This window comes from Vibrio sp. D3, assembly GCF_043995865.1.
GTDB lineage: Bacteria > Pseudomonadota > Gammaproteobacteria > Enterobacterales > Vibrionaceae > Vibrio > Vibrio diabolicus.
Window position 1 is genome coordinate 969074 of the sequence record NZ_CP171887.1, and the last position, 22573, is coordinate 991646.

The following is a 22573-nucleotide window of genomic DNA, read 5'->3' on the forward strand; positions in this document are numbered from 1 at the left end:
GACATCTTGACCACTTGTTTCGAGGTGTATCGAATTTGAGAAAATTTATAGTGATTATGATCACATACATACTCATTGTTGCTGATATTTATATTAAACGTGTAGGAAATGGATTACATTTTGGGAGTGTTCCCTAAATCCGGCTTCGTTGTGAAAACGGTTTATAAGCAACTGTATAAATTAGTAAAGTTCCAAAAACTGCACCAAAAAAAAGATAAGTTTCTTGCCAAATCAATTCGCTTGGTGAGTTCGAACCATCGACTACGCCAAACACTTCCTTTACTTTCTCGAATTGTCAAAGAACACGACGCGCCAACGGTCTCTTCGGTTGTTGATCCCGATAACGCGGTGGCGTGGGGAGGCAAAGTTTCTCCAGAGTTCAAATGCAAAGTCATTCGTATTAGTGAAGAGCTGGAGATCAACCCTAATCATCTGATGGCCTGCATGGCATTTGAAACCGCTGAAACCTTCAGTCCAAGCATCAAAAATGGTTCAGGAAGTGGGGCGACAGGGTTAATTCAATTTATGCCCTCTACCGCTGAGTCATTAGGAGTGAGTACGAAAACTCTTGCGAGGATGAGCGCGGTCGAGCAACTTGACTATGTAAAAGCCTATTACTGGCCATATCGCCATAAAATTAATAGTCTGGAAGATACGTATATGGCAATTCTCTATCCTGCTGCGATTGGCAAACCGTCTTCTTTCGTTTTGTTCAAGCAAGGCTCGATTGCATACCGACAAAATGCGGGTATCGATCGTCACAATACAGGAAAAATCACGCTTAATGATGTTTCCTATAAAGTACGGAAAAAACTAGAGAAAGGTTTACAGCCCAATTTGATGGGATAGGGCCGTGTTTTATTCAACTTCGCTATTGTTGGTTGGTGTATCGATGTCTTTGGTGACTCTGACTTGCATAATGCGATGTTTTTTAACGAGGAGTATGTCAAATCGCCAACCTTGGTAGTGAATGTGCTCCCCAACATTTGGGACTCGACCATAAAGCCATGTCAAAAGCCCATTTAATGTTTGAAAGCCTTCTCGCTCTTCGCCTTCTATGCTGCTCAGTTCGAGTTTATTCTTGAGCTCATTGAGCGGGATCAACGCGTCCATCAACCAGCTGCCATCTTTTTGTTGCTTGGCCCACACTTGCTGTGGAGCCATGCCCAGTTCTCCAGCAATTGACTTTAACAAGTCGTAAAGGGTTACTAGGCCTTGTACATCACCATACTCATCGACAATAAAGACCATTTCCGCACTGGTTTGTTGCATGTAGTTAAGGAGAGGTAACCCTTTCATGGACTCGGGTACAAAACGCGGACGCTTGAGCTGTTTAGCCAGTTTACTGATAGACAATTCGTCATATTCATCGAGCAGGACTTTGGATGAAATGGTACCAATAATATTGTCCAAACTACCCTTACAGACTGGCCATACGGAGTGTTGGGTTTGGCGAAGGTCAGTAAGGATGACATCAATAGGTTGGTTGGCATCTAGGTAATGGATATCGCACCGTGGTGTCATTAACGATAATGCTAAACGATCGTTAAGGTGGAGTAAGTTGCGAATCATCAATTGCTCTTGTGGCTCAATCGCACCGGACTCAGAGCCTTCGCTAACAATAGCAAAAATATCCTCCTCGGTAACAATCTCACCGTTGCTGTCGTTTTGGCGCAATAATCGGAGAAAAGTATCGGTTGAAAACGTCAATAAGAAGACAAAAGGAGTGGTGAGCTTGGCGAGCCAGTGGATCGGATAAGCTACGATAATAGCGATGGTTTCTGCGTTGTTTTGTGCAAAGCGCTTGGGAACGAGTTCTCCCACCACAATCGCGAAGTAGGTGATCATGAGCACGACGCTCATCGTTGAAAGTACCGTGGCTATCTCTCTTTCTAGCCCTTGGGTTACTAACCAATTTTCGAATGGTACTGAAAGCGTTGCTTCACCAAAAATACCACTTAATAGCCCGATGACGGTAATGCCTATTTGGATCGTGGAAAGAAACTGAGTCGGATTGTTTTTAAGTTCGAGCGCTAAAGCGGCAGAGGCGTTGTGTTCTGCAATTAATTTTAGCCTTCCGCTTTTGGCTGCGACTAGAGCGATCTCTGACATAGCAAACGCGCCATTGAGTGCGATTAATCCAACCAGCAGTAATACGTCCATAACGTTTCCCAGTAATGTACACGTTAGCAGCATAACTAGATTCACGCGCAAGAAATGTGATGTTGCGAGTAAATCATGCAGCGCTCTATTATCGGGCTCTACGCGCATGAATCCTTCTGTTACTTCACTGGGATTCTGATACACTACGCGCCCATTTCCTCTGTTGAGACGTTTCTATGCCATTTTCTAAGCTTGGTTTAAGCGCATCTATTACTGATGCAGTAAAAGCGCTAGGTTATGAAAAACCGACCTCTATCCAACAAAAAGCCATTCCAATCGTACTGCGTGGTAGCAACTTAATTGCTGCAGCACAAACGGGGACAGGTAAAACGGCCAGTTTTGTTCTACCAATCTTAGAAAAGCTTAGTCAAGGCGAAACGCAACGTAAAAAACGCGCTCGCGCTATTATTCTTACGCCCACACGCGAACTTGCGCTTCAGGTTCATCAAAGCATTGAAGCTTATGGTAAAAACTTACCGCTGCGCTCAATGGCGATGTTTGGTGGTGTGGATTATGCGCCACAAAAACAAGCCTTGATCGAGGGTGTCGATATTGTGGTAAGTACGCCGGGACGTTTGATTGACCTGTACGGTCAACGCGCTATTCACTTTGATGAAGTGGAAATGCTAGTGCTTGATGAAGCGGACAAAATGTTGGACATGGGATTCATCGATGCGATCGATAAGATCGTTGATTGCATGCCAGAACATGTTCAAAGTCTGCTGTTCTCGGCAACGCTATCTAACCCTGTTCGTGATTTGGCGAAAAACGCGATTATTGATCCTGAAGAGATCACGATTGCAAAACACAGTGCATCTAAGTCGAACATCAAACAGTGGATCACCACCGTCGATAAGGACATGAAGTCGTCGCTGTTAAGTCACATGCTCAAAGAAAACGACTGGTCACAAGTACTGGTATTTATTGAAACCAAACACGGTGCTGCCAAGCTTGTTAGCCAACTTGAAAAGCGCGGCATTGTGGCTGAAGCGTTTCACAGTGGCCGTAATCAGCGTGTTCGCCAAGAATTAATAGAAAAGTTCAAAGCCGGTGAAATCCAGTACCTAGTCGCAACTGGTGTTGCAGCGCGCGGTATTGATATCGATAACTTGCCCGTTGTTATTAACTACGACTTACCGTATCCAGCAGATGAATATGTACACCGTATTGGTCGTACTGGTCGTGCTGGCGCACAAGGTGAAGCGATCTCATTAGTCTCAAAAGATGATTTTAAAAACCTTTGTATGATCGAGAGCCGTTTAGGGCACTTGCTAGAGCGAGTGGAAATTGACGGCTTTGCACCAAGAAAGCCAGTGCCGATTTCTATTTTAAATTACGTACCTAAGAACAAACGTAAACCGCACGATAAGCGCGAATCAAAATAGCCTGTTTTATCTCTACGATCCAAAAGCCGCATTGTTGCGGCTTTTTGCGTTCCATGGAGATTCACTCATGGGTTGACAGTGTTGGCTTTTATGCCGTAATGAGGAAAAAAGTTAATTTATGTCATACGCTTAACACTCAAAGTGAGTCAGCTTTCGTAAAGCTTTTGTCAATTCTCTGTCCTCAGGTTTGCACAAGGTTAGGAATGGGCGCAGACTTTTTTGCTTGCTAGTGAATGCATAAGATGAGGCATAAATGAAAACAGGTGATAAGCAATTCGCCGTTATTGGTCTTGGCCGATTTGGTTTGGCAGTGTGTAAAGAGCTACAAGATTCAGGAGCTCAAGTTTTAGCGGTTGATATCAACGAAGACAGAGTTAAAGAAGCTGCCAGTTTTGTTAGTCAGGCAATTGTGGCTAATTGTACTCACGAAGAGACGGTTGCTGAGCTTAAGCTTGATGATTACGACATGGTGATGATTGCTATCGGAGCGGACGTTAACGCCAGTATTCTCGCCACACTGATCGCCAAAGAAGCGGGAGTGAAGTCAGTATGGGTTAAAGCCAACGATCGATTTCAAGCGCGTGTCCTGCAAAAGATTGGTGCGGACCACATTATCATGCCTGAACGTGACATGGGGATACGTGTCGCGCGTAAAATGCTCGATAAACGGGTTCTTGAGTTCCACCCTTTAGGTAGTGGCTTAGCCATGACGGAGTTTGTGATTGGATCTCGTTGGATGGGTAAGACATTAAGTGACCTCGCACTGTGCAAAGTCGACGGTGTGCAAGTACTCGGGTTTAAACGGGGCCCAGAAATTACCAAGGCGCCAGACCTTAATACCAAGCTAGAAATTGGCGATCTCATTATTGTGGTTGGCCCGCAAGATGCGCTGGCAAATAAATTAAAATCACTATGACGCAGTTTCATCAAAAAGGCGTTTTTTACGCGCCAGATGGTAAACGAGAAAAAGCCAAGGGTAACGAGCCGCGGATTATATTGCTGAGTTTTCTCGGTGTGTTGCTGCCTTCTGCCGTGCTGTTAACCTTGCCAGTTTTTTCTGTTACAGGCCTTTCGATAACGGACGCTTTGTTTACCGCAACATCCGCCATCAGTGTGACAGGGCTTGGTGTTGTCGATACCGGGCAGCACTTTACGTTAGCCGGGAAGATCTTGCTGATGTTTTTAATGCAAATCGGTGGATTGGGGCAGATGACGTTGTCGGCGGTTTTACTCTATATGTTTGGTGTGCGTTTAAGCTTACGCCAGCAAGCGTTAGCGAAAGAAGCGCTAGGGCAAGCTCGACAGGTCAACTTAAACCGACTGGTGAAGCGGATTGTGATTTTTGCGCTTGTCGCAGAATCTATTGGGTTTATTTTCCTTTCCGTTCGTTGGGTTCCTGAAATGGGCTGGCAAACTGGCATGTTTTACGCGTTATTTCATGCGATTTCTGCGTTTAACAACGCAGGGTTTGCTCTGTTTTCAGACAGTATGATGAGCTTTGTGAATGACCCGCTGGTCATCTTTACCCTGGCCGGGTTATTCATTTTTGGTGGGCTTGGTTTTACTGTTGTCGGAGACATCTGGCTGAACTGGCGTAAAGGTTTCCACTTTTTGCATCTTCATACCAAAATCATGCTTATCGCGACACCGATATTGCTCCTCGTTGGAACGGTGATGTTTTGGTTACTCGAGCGGAGTAATCCAAATACAATGGAATCGTTACCTGTGGCGGGTCAATGGTTGGCGGCATTCTTCCAATCCGCTAGTGCTCGGACGGCCGGATTCAACAGTGTCGACTTGGCGCAGTTTACCCAGCCAGCGTTATTGATCATGATTGTTCTGATGTTGATTGGTGCTGGGTCCACCTCAACGGGGGGCGGTATTAAGGTTTCCACATTTGCCGTTGCGTTCATGGCTACATGGACCTTTTTGCGCCAAAAGAAACACGTGGTTATGTTTAAACGAACCGTAAACTGGCAAACCGTGACTAAGTCACTTGCCATTATCGTTGTTAGCGGCGCCATTCTGACAAGCGCGATGTTTTTATTGATGCTCACAGAGAAGGCAAGCTTTGATAAGGTCATGTTTGAAACCATTTCCGCATTTGCGACGGTAGGGCTTACCGCTGGTTTGACGGCAGAGCTTTCTGAACCTGGCAAGTACATTATGATCGTGGTGATGATCATTGGTCGTATCGGGCCACTCACGCTTGCCTACATGTTGGCCCGCCCTGAACCTACCTTAATCAAATACCCAGAAGACGCCGTTCTTACAGGGTAAAGTAGTGTTTATCTGCACCCCACCGACCATAACGAGCACTGATTAATAGCAGTGCTCGTACATTTATAAAATATGTGGGACGTTGCCCAATTTTATCTACAAAGTCGCAGAAGTTTATTTCTTCTTCCTTTTGTTTCGATACTATTCATTCACTCAATTTATACCCTCGGAAGCCACACTTACAAAAGTATTTGGGCATCCGACGCTTTTGTAACGTGATGCTAAATAATATTGTGTTATCTGAGCGAATTGATACCAGCCTTAGTCGTTAGCTACTTAACCTCATTCTATGTTTATGGGTTACTGTGTACTGGCTGTGCTTGGTATTAAACGAATCGAAAAGATGGAGCCGTACTTTGAAATTCAACACACTTGCCTTGACTATGCTAACTGCGCTTCTTGCAGGTAAGAGCATGGCAACTACTCCGCCATCACCAGTTTGGCATACTATTGCGTTGAGCGATGGTACCTCTAGTGAGGCAATCTTACGCGGCACTGCCGATTTCCACTGGTTTGAAGATAAACAAGGTAATGCCTTGGTTCATGAAGATGGCATTTGGTTTTTTGCACAGATTCAGCGCGAGTCAGACATCCCAACGTTACGCTCGACGGGTGTTGCTAAAACTCAATCGAGTGATGCGCCTGAATCGGCGAAGTTTCGTCCGGATCTACAAGTTAAGCCGCAGTTATCTTCTCTAAAAACCATTGAACCGATGGCGCGCCAAAATCTATTGCGTTCGGCGCAAGGTTATCAGGCGATGAGTAGCTCATCGGTGAAGCAACAACCACTGTTGGTTGTGCAAGTCTCCTTTGATGACCAAGCAATGGTGCATGACTTCGAACAACGTGTGTTTAATACCGATGGCCAAAGCGTTGTCGATTATTTTGATAAAAACTCTCAAGGGAAATTCAAAGTTGTCCCTGCGATTGAGAGTTATGGTACCGCGAATGATGGTGTGATCAATGTGACCGTGGCGCAAAGCCACCCAAATTGCCACTCTAGCTCAACTGACAAGACTTGCACTGCCAAGTTGAATGCGGTCTTCACCGAAGCATATCAAAAACTGGATCCGTACTTTAATCTTTCGGCTTACGACAGCAATCAAAATGGTACCGTAGAACCGTCAGAACTCTCAGTTATGTTTATTTTTGCGGGTGGCGACCGTTCAACCGGATTCCTTGATCGTCCTTCTATTTGGCCTCATAAATTCTCTCACGACGATGTGACATTAGATGGCAAAAAAATTGCCGATTATTGTGTGTTTGCTGACTACCAAGTTGATCATCAAGCGACGTTAGGCGTGATCGTACATGAGCTTGGCCATTTAATGCTTGGCTTGCCGGATTTGTACGCAAGGAACAGTGATGCCTCGATCGGTTCTTGGGGCGTGATGGGCGGTGGTTCATGGGCACAGAAACCGGGAGACTCATACGCAGGAGACACGCCAGTGAACATGAGCGCGTGGAGTAAACACGCCGCTGGTTTCGTTGTACCAACGATCACTCATGAAAGCCCGATGCCTATTTCCGTGAATAACGACGATGTCAAACTGGTGTATCTCGACCCATACTTGAAAGAGTTTGGCCCACGCGTTTATTTGGAAAACCGTACCTTTAGCGGTTACGACCGAGCATTGGCGGCAGAAGGCATACTAGCGACGTCGGTTAATGTCCAGAATCGCTTTAACGATGTTGGCTCGATGCAGGTTCAAATCATGCAGGCCGATGGTCTGAATGAGTTAGAACATGATGGAAGCAGTGATGCCGGCGATTTGTATCCTAATGGTGGTAATGTCATTTCAGATACATCGACCCCGGGTCTGAGAGCGATCGCCGGGTTTGATACTGGGGTTCGTATTTCCAACATTGCCAGCAATACCAACGGCGGCAGTTTTTCTCTTGAGCATATAAACGAGCCAAATAAATCGGCATGGTTGAACTCTCTTCACCAAGGTTATGTGTACGCAAGTGGCAGTAACACTCTGGCGGTATCACTGGATTTGAATGCTGAGACAAAGCTTGATGGTCTTCAACTTTACGCGCAAAGCAATAGCGCTCAAAGTGACATGACTTATCGAGTATGGCGATTCCCATTCTCAGGTAACGTGGGCTACCGATTAATATTGGATCAGAACAATGCTGAACTTTTACAGCAAGGTAGCTTCCAAAAGCCATCCCGAATTTTATTCCCTCAACCGAGCCAATTAAGTGCGGGTCAGCACCTGTTAGTAGTGGAATTAGAAGGCGGTGAATTTGAATCGAACTTTGACTTTGGCCGCTTACTAAAAACTGAAAAATCATCCCTGCCTGTAATGTGGACTGGTAATTACAACGAGATAGGTACGTTTGGTTTAGAGCAAGCCGGGTTCTCTTATGTTCCGTTCGCAGCACTCTTGAATGTGGAGGCGAACAACATTGTTGAAGCGAAAGCTGATTCACTGCAAACCGATAAGAATACGCCAATCGATCTGAATCTGATGGACAATGATTTCATGGCCATAGGGTATCAGTTCAATGTGGACATTGTGCAGAAGCCTGAGCACGGCACCATTTCTGGCAACCAATACCAACCTGAAGCTAACTTTGTTGGTTTGGACAGCTTCCAATATCGTTTGTTGTCTACGGACGGCGTGTATTCGTCTTCGGTTGTGAGCGTGCAGGTCGAAGTACTTGGTAGTAATGAAGCACCAAAAGCGCTCATCGATGTGGATAGCCAAAAGATTACTGCTGGACAGAAAGTAACATTGTCGGCGGCAAACAGCACAGATGCGGATGGCGATGTGTTGAACTACCGATGGGAGCAATTGGCTGGTACTTCAGTTTCTATCGGAAATTCGACCAGTGCTACGGCAAGCTTTACAGTGCCTCAAGGTATAAAAGCGGGTGAGGTTCTGACATTCCGTCTAACCGTTACTGATCCAAGTAATGAAACCTCCAGTGCTACCGTCAATTTAACCATGCAAAACGCAGCGCCAGTCACGCTAGCAGATACGGCGACCGTTGCCGTTGGTGAAAGCATTGTGATTGATGCTGCTGGCAATGATTCGGATGTGAATGGCGATAAACTGGTTGTAGAAAGCGTACAGAACCTGACGGGCGTGGGAAGTGCGAGTGTAGAAAATGGCAAAATTCGTTTTCAAGCTCCGGATAGTGCGGTTGATAACATCAAGCTGCAATACACGGTTTCAGATGGCAACGGTGCTACCGCAATGGGAGAAGTGACTGTGACGGTTGTCGCTTCCTTGAAAACAACGACATTCAAGAACTCTGAAGGTAGCGGCAGTGTTTCTTATTGGGCTCTGATGTTACTCGTTGCATTGGGCTGGCGACGCCGCGTCTAAAACGATATCGAATTACCGTATAAGCCACTCACATTGAGTGGCTTATTTTTTGTGCCTGTTTTACTTCCTAATACTTCTCATTATCTTATGAGATGTGTTTCTCATTATTTTTAAAGCGATTTTTCTATTCAGCGGTTACCCTATGGGCAGATTTTTATAAATTAAGGATGTTGTATGTCAACCGAGGACTTTTCTGTTTCGGCAATATGCCGAGAAGCAGCAGTGATGGTCAGAAGGAACCTACTCGCAATTGTCATTGCTTGTATTCCATTGATCATCGTGCACTCAATTTTTGTGTTTATGTATCCTGAAATGACGGGGCAAGATCAAGCGAACGCTCAAGAAGGAAACATCGCGGGATTTTATTTCGTCACAATCATTTTATACCCACTTGTTGCCGCGATGGCGGCTGTGCGTGTACACCGAATTTATTTGGTTGGCGATTACATGCACTCAGCGTTGGATGTATTTCGCTTGTCAGCCAGAGAATTCCGTTTCATTGGCTGGTGGATATTATTTGGGTTGATGATGATGCTCGTCATTGGTATCCCAATCTTTGTGTTGTCGTTTCTCTATATTGCAGAAAGTGGTGAACCTGATTTTGTCGCCATGGCATTTATCACAACGGTTGCAAGCATTCCGGGCTATTGGGTGATGGCGCGCTGGTCGTTCGTGTTGCCAGCGACCGCAATGGATCATCAGCCGCGCAGCTTGCGTCGTTCGTGGAACCAAAGCAGACCATACAACAAACAAGTATTCATTTTGATGGGCTTAATTCCATTGGGCGCGGGATTGCTCAGTCAGCTTATCTTTAGTCACTTTACTAACCTCTTCATGCTGAGTCTTGTGGGTGTTGCTTATGGTATTTTCGGTGCGTACCAGTTGGCTTTGTTATCGTTGAGCTATAAAACGGTCGTGGACATTGAACGCGCTCGTTTTGATACACCATCAGAGCCACCAAAAACGGGTGAAGAGTTTTCCGCTTAATCATTTGATCGCTTTTACATACCACTTCCGTTTGTGAGGTGGTATGCAGCGGGTTAATACCTTCCTACCGCCTTCGCGTTATTCACGCAAAATACCCATGCCCATTTCATGGCTGAATGACAGTGACGTTCACACGTATACTGACAGCAGTACTTCTTTTTATTAAGGAACCCCACATGTCCATTTGGCAACGGGTCAGTTTCACCCATCGCTTTAGTCAATTACCGTCAGCTTTCTATACTTTGGTCGAGCCACAACCCTTGGATAACACTCGTTGGGTCGCTTGGAATGGTGAGTTTGCGCAGCAGTTTGGTTTACCAGCAGAGCAAAGCGATGAGCTATTGGCGGTTTTTTCTGGGCAAAGCGAATTCGAACCGTTTCGCCCTCTGGCGATGAAATACGCAGGACATCAGTTTGGCGTTTACAACCCAGACTTGGGCGATGGACGTGGATTGCTGTTGGCGGAAATTGAGCATCAAGATGGCACTTGGTTTGATCTTCACCTTAAAGGCGCGGGGCTAACCCCCTACTCGCGAATGGGGGACGGCAGGGCGGTGTTGCGCTCAACCATTCGTGAGTATCTATGTAGTGAAGCCATGGCTGGGCTTGGGATCCCGACGACTCGTGCTCTTGGCATGATGGTCAGTGACACGCCGGTTTATCGCGAGAAAACAGAATTCGGCGCAATGTTGATTCGTATGGCGGAGACCCACGTGCGTTTTGGCCATTTCGAGCATTTTTTCTATACCAATCAATTGGCAGAGCAGAAGTTACTGGCGGACAAAGTGATCGAGTGGCACTTTGCTGATTGTGCATCGGCAGAGAAGCCATACGCTGCAATGTTTGGTGAAATTGTTCAGAAAACAGCGGACATGATTGCTTATTGGCAAGCGTATGGGTTTGCTCATGGGGTAATGAACACCGACAATATGTCGATCCTTGGTCAAACGTTTGATTACGGCCCGTTTGGTTTTCTTGATGATTATGAGCCGGGATATATTTGTAATCATTCCGACTACCAAGGCCGTTATGCATTTGACCAACAGCCAAGAATTGCGCTTTGGAACCTCTCAGCACTCGCGCATGCGCTATCGCCACTCGTTGAGCGAGAAGATTTAGAAGCGTCGTTGAGCCAATTTGAAGTCCGGTTGAGTCAGCAGTTCAGCCGCCTAATGCGTGAGAAGTTGGGTTTAAAAACCAAGATCGCGGAAGATGGACGTTTATTTGAAGCAATGTTTGAGCTCCTTCACCAAAATAACACGGATTACACTCGCTTCTTTAGAACGCTTTCAAATCTTGATACTGATTCTTCTCAATCCGTAATCGACTTGTTTCTTGACCGAGAAGCTGCGCGAGCTTGGCTTGATCTGTACTTAGCTCGATGTGAGCTAGAGGTTGATGAACTAGGGGGCCTGATTTCAGCCGAACAGCGTTGCGAACAGATGCGTCAAGCCAATCCCAAATACATCTTGCGTAACTACTTGGCTCAGTTGGCGATTGATAAAGCGGAAGAAGGGGACTTTAGCGAATTACACCGATTGGCCGAACTGTTAAAGCGCCCATTTGATGAGCAACCCGAGTTTGATGATTACGCGAAATTGCCACCAGAATGGGGGAAGAAAATGGAGATAAGCTGTTCTTCATAAATGGGTCATTTCCCACCCATTTGAATCTTTTTCTTGGGTGGAATTCACTCGTTATACTCTGTGTTCATGTTAATGGTCTTTGTTAATTTATTGAAATGCATATGAATTTTAACATGGTCCATTAATTGCTCTTTGTTGAACATCCGTACCCATCGCCTAACACTTAGTTATTCATGGACGGGATGGGATGTGATTCAACAAGGAGAATAATAATGTTTAAGCCTCTAACTCTACTATCTGTCTCTGCGCTTGCTGTAACGAGCTTTAACGCTGCCGCGAATTGTGACCCAGGTGAAACGGTCATCAAGTTCAGCCATGTAACGAACGCGGACAAACACCCAAAAGGTATTGCGGCTTCGTTACTTGAAAAACGCGTTAACGAAGAGATGAACGGTAAAGTCTGTATGCAGGTGTTTCCGAACTCAACGCTTTACGATGATGATAAGGTGTTGGAAGCACTACTAAATGGTGATGTTCAACTCGCTGCACCTTCTCTTTCTAAGTTTGAGAAATTCACCAAAAAGTACCGCCTTTTCGATCTGCCTTTCTTATTCGACGATGTCGACGCTGTTGACCGCTTCCAAAACTCTGAAGCCGGTGAAAAGCTGAAAAACTCAATGAAACGACGTGGTCTACAAGGTATTGCGTTTTGGCATAATGGCATGAAGCAAATGTCAGCCAACAAGCCGCTCATTTCTCCAGCCGATGCTGAAGGTCTTAAGTTCCGTGTTCAAGCTTCGGACGTTCTCGTTGCTCAGTTTGAACAGCTAGGCGCAAACCCGCAAAAAATGTCATTCAAAGAAGTGTACGGTGGCCTGCAAACTAAGGTTATTGATGGTCAAGAAAATACTTGGTCAAACATCTACGGCAAAAAGTTCTTCGAAGTTCAAGATGGCATTACGGAAACGAACCACGGGATTCTGGATTACCTAGTGGTGACGTCAAACGACTTCTGGAAAAACTTACCAGACGATCAGCGCGAGCAGCTAAACACAATCATCCAAGAGGTGACAGCGCAGCGTAATGCTGAGTCGACCAAAGTGAACCTGGCGAACAAAAACAACATCATCGAAGCTGGTGGTGTGGTTCGCACGTTAACACCAGAGCAGCGCCAAGAATGGGTCACTGCACTTCAGCCAGTATGGAAGAAGTTTGAAAAAGACATTGGTTCTGACCTAATTGAAGCCGCTTTGGCTTCTAACCAAAAATAATAACGCCTAGCACGCTTAGCCCTCTCGATTAGAGGGGGCTCTTTTCCCCTACAGACGACGTGATGTAATTATGGAACAGACTTTTTTTGCCAAGGCTGGACGAATCACCGATGCCATTGAAGAGACTTTGATTGCTTTCTTCTTAGGTGCCATGACCTTGTTAACCTTTGCCAATGTCATCTTTCGTTATGTCTTTAACGACAATATTCTTTGGGCGCTTGAGCTCACCGTCTTTATGTTCGCATGGATGGTGTTGGTCGGCGCTTCTTACGGTGTGAAAAAACACTTTCATATTGGTGTTGATGTGATCATCAACATAGTGCCAGAGGGCAAACGAAAAGCCTTGGCGTTATTTGCTTCAATATGCTGTTTAGCCTTCTCTATTTTGCTTTTAATTGGCTCTTGGAACTACTGGTATCCGTTCGCCACAGACCGAGCGTGGTATGAAACGGATGATATTCCAATGCCGGAAATGCTTCAGTTTATGGCGGATTGGTTAAACGAGGGAGAGCGTTACGAAAAGCTGCCACGTTTTATTCCTTATTTCGCTTTGCCGCTTGGTATGGCGTTGCTAACGCTGAGATTTGCTCAGGCAACATGGCAAATTGCTACCGGAAAGCTCGACCGACTGATTGCAGGACATGAAGCGGAAGAAGAGCTAGAGGCGCTTCAAGAAGAGATGAGTGATGCCGGTGATCTTATGGCTCCAAAGGCCTCAGACAATTCTAAGAGCAAGGAGCAATAAGCCATGGATATCTTATTTCTATTTTTGATGGTGATTGGTTTCATGCTCGTCGGCGTGCCAATCGCAGTTTCTCTTGGTCTTTCCAGTATTCTTTTCCTTTTGATTCATTCGGATGCGTCTTTGGCGTCTGTTGCTCAAACGTTGTTTAATGCATTTGCTGGACACTACACTCTGCTAGCAATTCCATTCTTCATTTTAGCTTCAAGTTTTATGTCGACAGGTGGCGTTGCAAAGCGAATCATCCGATTTGCGATTGCCATCGTCGGTTGGTTCCGTGGTGGTCTCGCCATGGCTTCTGTTGTGGCATGTATGATGTTTGCCGCGCTGTCAGGTTCATCTCCAGCAACGGTTGTTGCCATAGGTAGCATCGTTATCGCAGGTATGATCAAAAACGGTTACTCAAAAGAGTTTGCGGCCGGCGTAATTTGTAACGCAGGTACGCTAGGGATTTTGATTCCGCCGTCTATCGTTATGGTAGTTTACGCTGCCGCGACCGATGTGTCAGTTGGACGCATGTTTCTCGGTGGTGTGATTCCCGGTTTGCTAGCGGGTGTCATGTTGATGATAGCGATCTATATTGCTGCCCGTATTAAGAACCTGCCAAAACAACCATTTGTCGGTTGGAAAGAGACGTTTGATGCAGCTAAGGATGCAAGCTGGGGCTTGTTGCTGGTGGTGATCATTCTCGGTGGTATTTATGGCGGTATTTTCACCCCAACAGAAGCCGCTGCAGTTGCTGCTGTGTACTCGTTCTTTATTGCCAACTTTGTATACAAAGACATGGGGCCATTTGCAGACAAGAAAAACACTAAACCTGCGCTCGTTAAAATCTTCCAAACTTTCGTTCATAAAGACACTAAACACACGCTGTATGAAGCGGGTAAACTCACCATCATGCTGCTTTTCATTATTGCCAATGCGTTAATTTTGAAGCACGTTCTCACGGAAGAACGCATCCCGCAAATGATCACAGAGTCGATGATGTCAGCTGGTCTAGGACCAATCACCTTCTTGATTGTGGTGAACGTATTGCTGTTGATTGGTGGTCAGTTTATGGAGCCATCAGGCTTATTGATCATTGTTGCACCACTGGTGTTCCCGATTGCGATAGCACTGGGGATCGACCCAATTCACTTAGGTATTATGATGGTGGTGAATATGGAGATAGGTATGATAACACCACCTGTTGGGCTTAACTTGTTTGTTACTGCAGGTGTCGCCAAAATGTCGATGATGAATGTAGTAAAAGCCGCACTGCCATGGGTGGCGGTGATGTTCCTATTCCTCATTATTGTAACGTACGTGCCATGGGTATCGACTTGGTTACCAACGACCTTGATGGGGCCAGAAATCATTACTAAGTAATGGCACCAGATATTTGAAGAAAAACAAAAGAGGTGTGATGATTCACACCTCTTCGTCTATGGGTTTGTAGCTAGGCCTACGAGGGTCTGGTTGGACTCGCCGCTCGTAGCTTCGCCACTTCTTTTTATTCTTGCGCCGCTCCTCGCCTGAACGTCTCTCTTCTTGATATTGCCCGTCTACCATCACGGTATCTGTAATGATCGGTATTCTCACTTTCTCGTTCATATCCGTAACAACCATGATGAATCAGTTATTAAAAATTATGATTCAAGTTGGATATAATACCAATCCTTGGGAATCGTTTTATTTATAGAGCTCTTTATCTATTTGATAGCGTTGCATTTTGTCATACAGAGTTTTTCGAGGCACATTTAATTGCGCCATTGTCTGTTTAATGCTGCCGTTATTTTCTAGTAATGCACCTTCAATGGCTGCTCTCTCGAACTCTGCAACTTGTTCTGCAAGACTTGAAGAAGGCTTGGCAACCGGAGTCGATTCTCCTAACTGAATTAATTTACCCAATAGCACGAAACGCTCTGCTGCATTTCTTAGCTCGCGAACATTGCCTGGCCAGTCATGGTTCATCAGTTGGGCGAGGTCGTGGGATGACAAGCTAGGAGAGCTTTTACCGTAACGTGAAGCCGCTACCAATAGGAAATGATGGAAGAGGGCAGGGATGTCTTCTTTCCGTTCACGCAGTGGCGGGAGATCTAAGGTAACCACATTCAGTCGATAGTAAAGATCTTGGCGAAAGGTTCCCTCTTCAGCAGCGCGTTTCAAATCGACTTTGGTTGCGGCAATTACTCGAATATCTAAGGGCAAGAGTTCATTCGAGCCGACACGCTCAATCACACGCTCTTGCAGTACTCTCAGTAAACGGATTTGGGCTTGGATTGGCATTGACTCGATTTCATCCAAGAAAAGTGTACCGCCTTGAGCAAATTCAAATTTACCGATACGGCGGCTTTCTGCGCCAGTAAATGCGCCTTTTTCATGCCCGTAGAGTTCGCTCTCAATCAAATTCTCTGGTACTGCACCACAATTTACTGCGACAAAGTTTTGGTTCCGTCGAGAGCTTTGTTCATGCAAAGAACGGGCGATTAACTCTTTACCTGTACCAGTCTCGCCAAACAATAAGATATCTGCATCAGTATCGGCGATGTGAGCAATGGTTTCGCGTAACATTTGAATGCTAGACGTTTCTCCGATAACACGAGGTCCGAGCGTTTTACTTGCCTTGAGAGACAGGCGTAACTTCTCGTTTTCAACCGTTAATTGGCGCTTCTCAATGGCGCGCTTGACGGTTTCAACTAGGTGCTCAGGTGGGAATGGCTTTTCGATAAAATCATACGCTCCTTGGTGTAATGCATTAACCGCCATTGAGATATCGCCATGACCAGTAATCATAATCACGGGAAGATGGGTGTCTTTGCGCACAAGGGTATTCAGTAAATCCATCCCTGAAATACCGGGTAAGCAAATATCGGTAATCACCACACCTGGCTCGGCTCCCTGCTTAATGGCGAGTAAGGCAGATTCAGCGTCTGGAAAGAATGTGGCATCGATATCTGCCAATTCAAACGTTTGTTCTATTGCCAGTCTAAGATCGGCTTCATCATCAATAAAAAACACCTGACACATGATCTCATCCTTTTGATTGTTCTGTGTTGTTAGGAGCGATAGGTAAACACAATGAAAATCGAGCTCCGCCTTGTTCTCGATTTTGGGCACATAATCTTCCGTTCATACTGGCTAAGATTTGTTGCGAGATAGAGAGTCCTAAACCTAACCCATTTTGTTTGGTAGTTAGGAAAGGCTCACATAAGTCCGAAAGTGAGAAATCTCCAAGCCCTGCACCATTGTCATCTACATGAATCCAAACCAAACCGGCATGTTCGTCTTGCTCTATGGATAACTGTACTTGTTTGTCTTGTTGCTCTTTGAGAGCCTCTATCGCATTGGTCAGTAAATTAACCAACACTTGTTCAAGTTGAATGATATTGATCTGAACTTCAACATCGTGCTCTGGTACCTGCGTTTCTAGCGTGACACGTGCAGATTTAAGTGCGGGTTTCATCAGCTCTTTGACTGAGGCAATTACTGGAAACAAACGAGATTGAGCCAGCTCGTTTCCACTGGTTTTTTTAGCGAAAGAACGAAGCTGCTGACTGATGTTTGCCATACGATCAGTGAGGGCTGAGATGCGAGTTAGATTATCTTCCACTCGCTCATATTTTTCTTTTTGGAGGAACAGCTTGCCGTTTTCAGCAAAGCTGCGAATGGCCGCAAGTGGATTATTCAGTTCATGACTGATACTGGCTGACATTTGCCCCAATACTGCTAGTTTCGCAGCTTGAACGAGTTCGTCTTGCGTTAGGCGAAGTGTTTGTTCGGTTTCAATTCTCTGGGCGATTTCTGCTTGCAATTCTGCGGTGCGAGCCATGACTTGATATTCAAGTTTTTGATTGGCCTCTTGCTGAATTCTCTCAAGTTGTAAGTGGCGTTGTTGACGGTGATAGATGAGCTGGCCAATTAAAAACAACACGGTGAATGCAAGAGTAAGTACAAAAATGTAACCCATAGTGAGCCAGACGATAGACTGCTTGGGAGATAGTACACGGATGGTCAGCTTGAGCTCTGGTAGGAGCAACGAAGAGACCACCAAGGTCCCTTTGTTATATGGGTAACCTTGTTTTAGCTCAGAATGCGTTTCCTCCACATTGCCCACCAATCCTAGAGTTTCAATTGGCTCATCAAGATATTGTCGGCTTGCCCAAACTTGTTTTCTTTCATTCTCAGTCAGTGGTTGTAAGCTTTTGAGTAGCCAATCGCTTCGGCTGCTCATGAAAACAATCCCGTGCGGATCGCTCGCGACGAACACACTATTTGGCTGCTGCCAGTTGTCTTCTATCTTACTCAAGTCCATCTTAACCACGACCACACCAAGTACGCCGCCCGCGTATATGATCGGATAAGAATAGTAGTAGCCACGCTTACCCGAAGTCGAACCCAGCGCGTAGTATTGGCTTCGTTCCCCAACGATTGCTTGTTTGAAATAAGGGCGGAACGCAAAATTTCGTCCAATAAAAGATCGCTCTTTACGCCAGTTGCTGGCCGCGATTGTTGTACCCCATTGATCGATTAAATAGGTATCTGCCGCTTCAATCACGTCATTAACGGATTCTAAATACCGATTGGTGAGTTCCAGTTGGGCACTGTTATTTGGATGCAGTAACGCTTGATGGAGAGGGTCATCTTTAGCCAGAAGGTTAGGGATATGGGCGTATTTATCGAGTTTGTTTTTAATATGACTAGAAAATTGCTCAAGTTGGGACTGGTGTTTATCAAGCAATGATTGATAACTAGTCTGCCAAACCCAATGACCACCTATGATTGCGCAAAGGAAATAGAAGGCAAAAAAAGTCAGCAGAATCCGGTTTTTTTGCGACATCCTTACACTCCTTAAACCTTTCCTTTGGTCACGTAAGAAAATGTTAATAGTTTGTAGGGAGGATTAGGGATTTAGTTTTCAACTCTGTGGAGTAAAACAAGAGCAAGATCTCTTTTTAGGCTTTTCGATAAAAAAACCGGTCGATTCTCTTGAAAAAGTCGCTATTGTCCCCATTCTAGATATGCTGACGATACTTAGACGGTGTTTGAATCGCATTTTTGAAGAAAAAATGGGTCAGCATTCGAGAATTTAGCGCAGACAATGTCCACATAGTGGCTATTGGCTCGACAGGGTTGCGACAGATCGCTAGAATGTCGCGTCTAAAAATTCTGTCCTGAGGCTAATAGGAGATACCTTTGGTAATTTTATCGAAGATATCACTGATTAGTCCGGTACTGACAAACAGTATCGATACTCGATTTAAATTAGGTGTTCGGACAGAACACTACACAAGGATGAAGCGTAAGCTCCGCTGAGTTTCGCTCATACGCTCGGAAAACCGAGCCACTTTAGAGGTTTATATATAATGCAAGTTACTGTTGAAACGCTAGAGGGCCTAGAGCGCCGTCTAAACATTACTGTTCCAGCTGCAAACATCGAAGACGCTGTAACAGCTGAACTACGCAACATCGCTAAAAACCGTCGTTTCGATGGTTTCCGTAAGGGTAAAGTGCCTCTAAAAATGGTTGCTAAGATGTACGGCAAAGCAGTACGTCAAGACGTTCTTGGTGAAGTTATGCAACGCCACTTCATCGAAGCTATCGTTAAAGAGAAAATCAACCCAGCTGGCGCTCCAACTTTCGCTCCTGTAGAAAACAAAGAAGGTTCAGACCTAGTTTTCACTGCAACTTTTGAAGTTTACCCAGAAGTTGAGCTTAAAGGCCTAGAAAACATCACTGTTGAAAAACCGCTAACTGAAGTTAAAGACGCAGACGTAGAAGAGATGATCGATACTCTACGTAAGCAACAAGCTACTTGGGTTGAAGTTGAAGAAGCAGCAGAAGATGGCAAACGCGTAAGCATTGACTTCGTTGGTTCTATCGACGGTGAAGAGTTCGAAGGCGGTAAAGCTGAGAACTTCCCACTAGAAATGGGCGCTGGTCGCATGATTCCTGGTTTCGAAGACGGTATCGCAGGTAAAACTGCTGGTATGGAATTCGACATCGACGTGACTTTCCCAGAAGATTACCACGCTGAAAACCTAAAAGGTAAAGCAGCTAAGTTCGCAATCAAAGTGAACAAAGTTGAAGCTCGTGAACTACCAGAACTAAACGACGAGTTCGTTGCTAAGTTCGGTGTTGTTGAAGGCGGTGTTGAAGCACTTAAAGCTGAAGTTCGTAAAAACATGGAACGCGAGCTTAAGCAAGCTGTTAAGAACCGCATCAAAGAGCAAGCGATTGACGGTCTAGTTGAGCAAAACGACATCAACGTACCATCAGCGCTTATCGAGCAAGAAATCCAAGTTCTACGTCAACAAGCTGCACAACGCTTCGGTGGTAACCCAGAAGCTGCTGCTCAGCTTCCACGTGAGCTGTTCGAAGAGCAAGCTAAACGTCGCGTAGTAGTTGGTCTTCTACTAGGTGAAGTAATCAAGTCTGAAGAGCTAAAAGCGGACGACGAGAAAGTTAAAGCTCTAATTGAAGAAATGGCTACTGCATACGAAGATCCATCAGAAGTTATTGCTTACTACGAGCAAAACGAAGAAATGATGAACAACATGCGCAATGTAGCTCTAGAAGAGCAAGCAATCGACGCGATCATCGCTAAAGCACAGGTTTCTGAGAAAGAAGTAGGCTTCAACGAGCTACTTAACCAACAACAACCTGCTGCTTAATAAGCAATATCTTGCGTAGAAGGTTGACTTAACGTTAACTATTCTGCTAACAATGGTCCGTATGATAGTCATCATCCGGGCCATTTATTTTAGGGACATAAGAATATGAGCTACCAAGAAAAAAATGCAATGTCGCCAATTATGGACGCGCTAGTACCAATGGTGGTTGAACAAACTTCCCGCGGCGAACGCTCTTACGACATCTACTCACGTCTGCTGAAAGAGCGCGTGATTTTTTTAACGGGTCAAGTGGAAGACCACATGGCAAACCTTGTCGTGGCTCAGCTACTTTTCCTAGAATCTGAAAATCCAGATAAAGATATTTTCCTATACATCAACTCGCCAGGCGGCAGCGTAACAGCTGGTATGTCTATCTACGATACCATGCAGTTTATTAAGCCAAATGTTAGCACTGTATGTATGGGTCAAGCATGTTCAATGGGTGCCTTCCTGTTAGCAGGTGGTGCGCCAGGTAAGCGCTACGTACTGCCTAACTCTCGTGTAATGATCCACCAACCATTGGGTGGTTTCCAGGGTCAAGCTTCTGATATCCAAATCCATGCTCAGGAAATCCTGACCATTAAGCAGAAGCTAAACAAGTTGTTAGCAGAACATACTGGCCAACCTCTTGAAGTCATTGAGCGCGATACTGATCGTGATAACTTCATGTCATCAGAGCAGGCTGTGGAATACGGTATCGTGGATGCAGTGTTAAGCCACCGCGGCGAGTAATTAGCCAGCGCATTTTGGCAAAAATTGATATACACTCATTCATGAAGAGTAAAGGCTAAGAGGTTAGCGAATGACAGATAAAAGCAAAGAAAGTGGCAGCGGTAAATTGCTGTACTGTTCTTTCTGCGGCAAAAGTCAGCACGAAGTTCGCAAGCTAATCGCAGGTCCGTCAGTGTACATTTGCGACGAGTGTGTCGACTTATGTAACGATATTATTCGCGAAGAAATCAAGGATGTTCTCCCTAAGAAAGAATCTGAAGCGTTACCAACGCCAAAACAGATCCGTGAACACCTTGATGACTATGTGATCGGGCAAGATTACGCGAAAAAAGTGCTCGCAGTTGCGGTATATAACCACTACAAGCGTTTACGCAATGGTGATACAACGAGTGAAGGTGTGGAGCTTGGTAAAAGTAACATCCTTCTAATTGGCCCAACAGGTAGCGGTAAAACACTACTTGCTGAGACATTAGCTCGATTCTTGGATGTGCCATTTACAATGGCAGACGCAACCACACTAACCGAGGCTGGTTATGTGGGTGAAGACGTTGAAAACATCATCCAAAAGCTTCTGCAAAAATGTGATTACGATGTAGCTAAAGCTGAACGCGGCATCGTTTACATTGATGAAATTGATAAAATTTCACGCAAAGCTGAAAACCCATCTATTACGCGTGACGTATCTGGTGAAGGTGTTCAGCAGGCGCTACTAAAACTTATCGAAGGCACGGTTGCATCGGTTCCACCTCAAGGTGGTCGTAAGCACCCTCAGCAAGAATTCCTACAAGTGGACACGTCGAAGATCCTGTTCATCTGTGGTGGTGCATTTGCTGGCCTAGATAAGGTGATTGAGCAGCGTGTTGCAACAGGTACAGGTATTGGCTTCGGTGCTGAAGTTCGTTCTAAAAACGAATCGAAGACCGTGGGTGAGCTATTTACTCAGGTTGAGCCTGAGGATTTAGTGAAGTACGGACTCATTCCAGAATTCATTGGTCGTCTTCCTGTGACAACAACACTGACTGAGCTTGATGAAGAAGCGTTGATTCAGATCCTATGTGAACCGAAGAACGCATTAACCAAGCAATACGCAGCATTGTTTGAGCTTGAAAACGCCGAACTTGAGTTCCGAGAAGATGCGCTGCGCGCTATCGCTAAGAAAGCAATGGAGCGTAAAACAGGTGCTCGTGGTTTACGCTCGATCCTTGAAGGCGTATTACTGGAAACCATGTACGAACTGCCATCTGCGACAGACGTAAGTAAGGTCGTGATTGATGAGTCCGTCATCAATGGTGAGTCAGAGCCATTGCTTATTTATAGCAACTCAGACAATCAGGCCGCTGGAGCAGAATAAATTCAGCCGTAATGAAAAAGGAGGTAAGTAATTACCTCCTTTTTTTATTTCTCTTATTGAATCCAAACAATTAGCCCCCATA

General features: G+C 45.3%; 17 protein-coding genes. 13 read left to right on the forward strand and 4 right to left on the reverse strand.

Going from position 1 to position 22573, the window contains the following annotated elements; genetic code table 11:
* The first annotated feature begins 108 nt into the window (after positions 1-108).
* Positions 109-849, forward strand: coding sequence for a transglycosylase SLT domain-containing protein (locus tag ACHFJ9_RS12600; RefSeq protein WP_104971420.1), 741 nt, complete (start codon positions 109-111; stop codon positions 847-849).
* Positions 850-858: 9 nt separating this feature from the next.
* On the opposite strand, the gene ACHFJ9_RS12605 is transcribed toward ACHFJ9_RS12600, so the two are convergent.
* Entirely contained in the window at positions 859-2196 is a 1338-nt protein-coding gene (locus ACHFJ9_RS12605; RefSeq protein ID WP_395357438.1) for a hemolysin family protein, read from the reverse strand.
* A 143-nt stretch (positions 2197-2339) separates the two neighbouring features.
* Between ACHFJ9_RS12605 and ACHFJ9_RS12610 the strand changes: the two genes are divergently transcribed.
* From ACHFJ9_RS12610 to ACHFJ9_RS12650, 9 genes are all read left to right on the forward strand, one after another.
* Positions 2340-3548 carry a DEAD/DEAH box helicase gene (locus ACHFJ9_RS12610; protein WP_046874220.1) on the forward strand — a complete coding sequence of 403 codons (1209 nt, stop codon included), beginning with the start codon at positions 2340-2342 and terminating at the stop codon, positions 3546-3548.
* Between the two features lie 253 nt (positions 3549-3801).
* Positions 3802-4464, forward strand: a complete 663-nt coding sequence (locus ACHFJ9_RS12615) for a potassium channel family protein (RefSeq protein ID WP_006742864.1) — start codon at positions 3802-3804, stop codon at positions 4462-4464.
* Positions 4461-5828, forward strand: a complete 1368-nt coding sequence (locus tag ACHFJ9_RS12620; protein WP_069527688.1) for a TrkH family potassium uptake protein — start codon at positions 4461-4463, stop codon at positions 5826-5828. Before ACHFJ9_RS12615 ends, ACHFJ9_RS12620 begins: the two co-directional genes overlap by 4 nt.
* 356 nt (positions 5829-6184) lie before the next feature.
* The gene (locus tag ACHFJ9_RS12625) at positions 6185-9169 is read left to right on the forward strand and encodes a M6 family metalloprotease domain-containing protein (RefSeq protein WP_395356999.1); all 2985 of its coding nucleotides are present in this window, start codon (positions 6185-6187) and stop codon (positions 9167-9169) included.
* A 174-nt stretch (positions 9170-9343) separates the two neighbouring features.
* On the forward strand, positions 9344-10156 hold the full coding sequence (locus ACHFJ9_RS12630) for a hypothetical protein (RefSeq protein WP_005390499.1): 813 nt from the start codon (positions 9344-9346) through the stop codon (positions 10154-10156).
* Positions 10157-10332: 176 nt separating this feature from the next.
* Positions 10333-11802 carry a protein adenylyltransferase SelO gene (locus tag ACHFJ9_RS12635; RefSeq protein WP_395357001.1) on the forward strand — a complete coding sequence of 490 codons (1470 nt, stop codon included), beginning with the start codon at positions 10333-10335 and terminating at the stop codon, positions 11800-11802.
* A gap of 212 nt (positions 11803-12014) precedes the next feature.
* Positions 12015-13013 carry a TRAP transporter substrate-binding protein gene (locus ACHFJ9_RS12640; protein WP_005390503.1) on the forward strand — a complete coding sequence of 333 codons (999 nt, stop codon included), beginning with the start codon at positions 12015-12017 and terminating at the stop codon, positions 13011-13013.
* Between the two features lie 70 nt (positions 13014-13083).
* Entirely contained in the window at positions 13084-13758 is a 675-nt protein-coding gene (locus ACHFJ9_RS12645) for a TRAP transporter small permease (RefSeq protein ID WP_395357003.1), read from the forward strand.
* A 3-nt stretch (positions 13759-13761) separates the two neighbouring features.
* On the forward strand, positions 13762-15123 hold the full coding sequence (locus ACHFJ9_RS12650; protein WP_047009484.1) for a TRAP transporter large permease: 1362 nt from the start codon (positions 13762-13764) through the stop codon (positions 15121-15123).
* 42 nt (positions 15124-15165) lie between these two features.
* On the opposite strand, the gene ACHFJ9_RS12655 is transcribed toward ACHFJ9_RS12650, so the two are convergent.
* From ACHFJ9_RS12655 to ACHFJ9_RS12665, 3 genes are all read right to left on the reverse strand, one after another.
* Positions 15166-15348 carry a hypothetical protein gene (locus tag ACHFJ9_RS12655; protein WP_031780150.1) on the reverse strand — a complete coding sequence of 61 codons (183 nt, stop codon included), beginning with the start codon at positions 15346-15348 and terminating at the stop codon, positions 15166-15168.
* A gap of 78 nt (positions 15349-15426) precedes the next feature.
* Positions 15427-16764 carry a sigma-54-dependent transcriptional regulator gene (locus tag ACHFJ9_RS12660; protein ID WP_005390512.1) on the reverse strand — a complete coding sequence of 446 codons (1338 nt, stop codon included), beginning with the start codon at positions 16762-16764 and terminating at the stop codon, positions 15427-15429.
* Between the two features lie 4 nt (positions 16765-16768).
* Positions 16769-18574: an ATP-binding protein gene (locus tag ACHFJ9_RS12665; protein WP_395357006.1), complete on the reverse strand. Its 1806-nt coding sequence runs from the start codon at positions 18572-18574 to the stop codon at positions 16769-16771.
* A 526-nt stretch (positions 18575-19100) separates the two neighbouring features.
* Here ACHFJ9_RS12665 and tig point away from each other — a divergent pair.
* The 3 genes from tig (at position 19101) to clpX (ending at position 22491) form a co-directional block, all read left to right on the forward strand.
* Complete coding sequence (gene tig, locus ACHFJ9_RS12670; protein ID WP_005390526.1) at positions 19101-20408, forward strand: trigger factor; 1308 nt, start codon at positions 19101-19103, stop codon at positions 20406-20408.
* Positions 20409-20513: 105 nt separating this feature from the next.
* Complete coding sequence (gene clpP, locus ACHFJ9_RS12675; RefSeq protein ID WP_005382347.1) at positions 20514-21140, forward strand: ATP-dependent Clp endopeptidase proteolytic subunit ClpP; 627 nt, start codon at positions 20514-20516, stop codon at positions 21138-21140.
* Positions 21141-21210: 70 nt separating this feature from the next.
* Entirely contained in the window at positions 21211-22491 is a 1281-nt protein-coding gene (gene clpX / locus ACHFJ9_RS12680; RefSeq protein WP_005390528.1) for an ATP-dependent protease ATP-binding subunit ClpX, read from the forward strand.
* Positions 22492-22573: the final 82 nt, after the last annotated feature.

Coding starts and splice junctions, on each gene's coding strand:
- ACHFJ9_RS12660 (WP_005390512.1), bottom strand. CDS start 16,764: ATGTGTCAGGTGTTTTTTATTGATGATGAAGCCGATCTTAGACTGGCA.
- clpX (WP_005390528.1), top strand. CDS start 21,211: ATGACAGATAAAAGCAAAGAAAGTGGCAGCGGTAAATTGCTGTACTGT.
- ACHFJ9_RS12615 (WP_006742864.1), top strand. CDS start 3,802: ATGAAAACAGGTGATAAGCAATTCGCCGTTATTGGTCTTGGCCGATTT.
- ACHFJ9_RS12630 (WP_005390499.1), top strand. CDS start 9,344: ATGTCAACCGAGGACTTTTCTGTTTCGGCAATATGCCGAGAAGCAGCA.
- tig (WP_005390526.1), top strand. CDS start 19,101: ATGCAAGTTACTGTTGAAACGCTAGAGGGCCTAGAGCGCCGTCTAAAC.
- ACHFJ9_RS12605 (WP_395357438.1), bottom strand. CDS start 2,196: ATGCTGCTAACGTGTACATTACTGGGAAACGTTATGGACGTATTACTG.
- ACHFJ9_RS12665 (WP_395357006.1), bottom strand. CDS start 18,574: ATGTCGCAAAAAAACCGGATTCTGCTGACTTTTTTTGCCTTCTATTTC.
- ACHFJ9_RS12635 (WP_395357001.1), top strand. CDS start 10,333: ATGTCCATTTGGCAACGGGTCAGTTTCACCCATCGCTTTAGTCAATTA.
- clpP (WP_005382347.1), top strand. CDS start 20,514: ATGAGCTACCAAGAAAAAAATGCAATGTCGCCAATTATGGACGCGCTA.
- ACHFJ9_RS12650 (WP_047009484.1), top strand. CDS start 13,762: ATGGATATCTTATTTCTATTTTTGATGGTGATTGGTTTCATGCTCGTC.
- ACHFJ9_RS12645 (WP_395357003.1), top strand. CDS start 13,084: ATGGAACAGACTTTTTTTGCCAAGGCTGGACGAATCACCGATGCCATT.
- ACHFJ9_RS12600 (WP_104971420.1), top strand. CDS start 109: ATGGATTACATTTTGGGAGTGTTCCCTAAATCCGGCTTCGTTGTGAAA.
- ACHFJ9_RS12620 (WP_069527688.1), top strand. CDS start 4,461: ATGACGCAGTTTCATCAAAAAGGCGTTTTTTACGCGCCAGATGGTAAA.
- ACHFJ9_RS12655 (WP_031780150.1), bottom strand. CDS start 15,348: ATGAACGAGAAAGTGAGAATACCGATCATTACAGATACCGTGATGGTA.
- ACHFJ9_RS12640 (WP_005390503.1), top strand. CDS start 12,015: ATGTTTAAGCCTCTAACTCTACTATCTGTCTCTGCGCTTGCTGTAACG.
- ACHFJ9_RS12610 (WP_046874220.1), top strand. CDS start 2,340: ATGCCATTTTCTAAGCTTGGTTTAAGCGCATCTATTACTGATGCAGTA.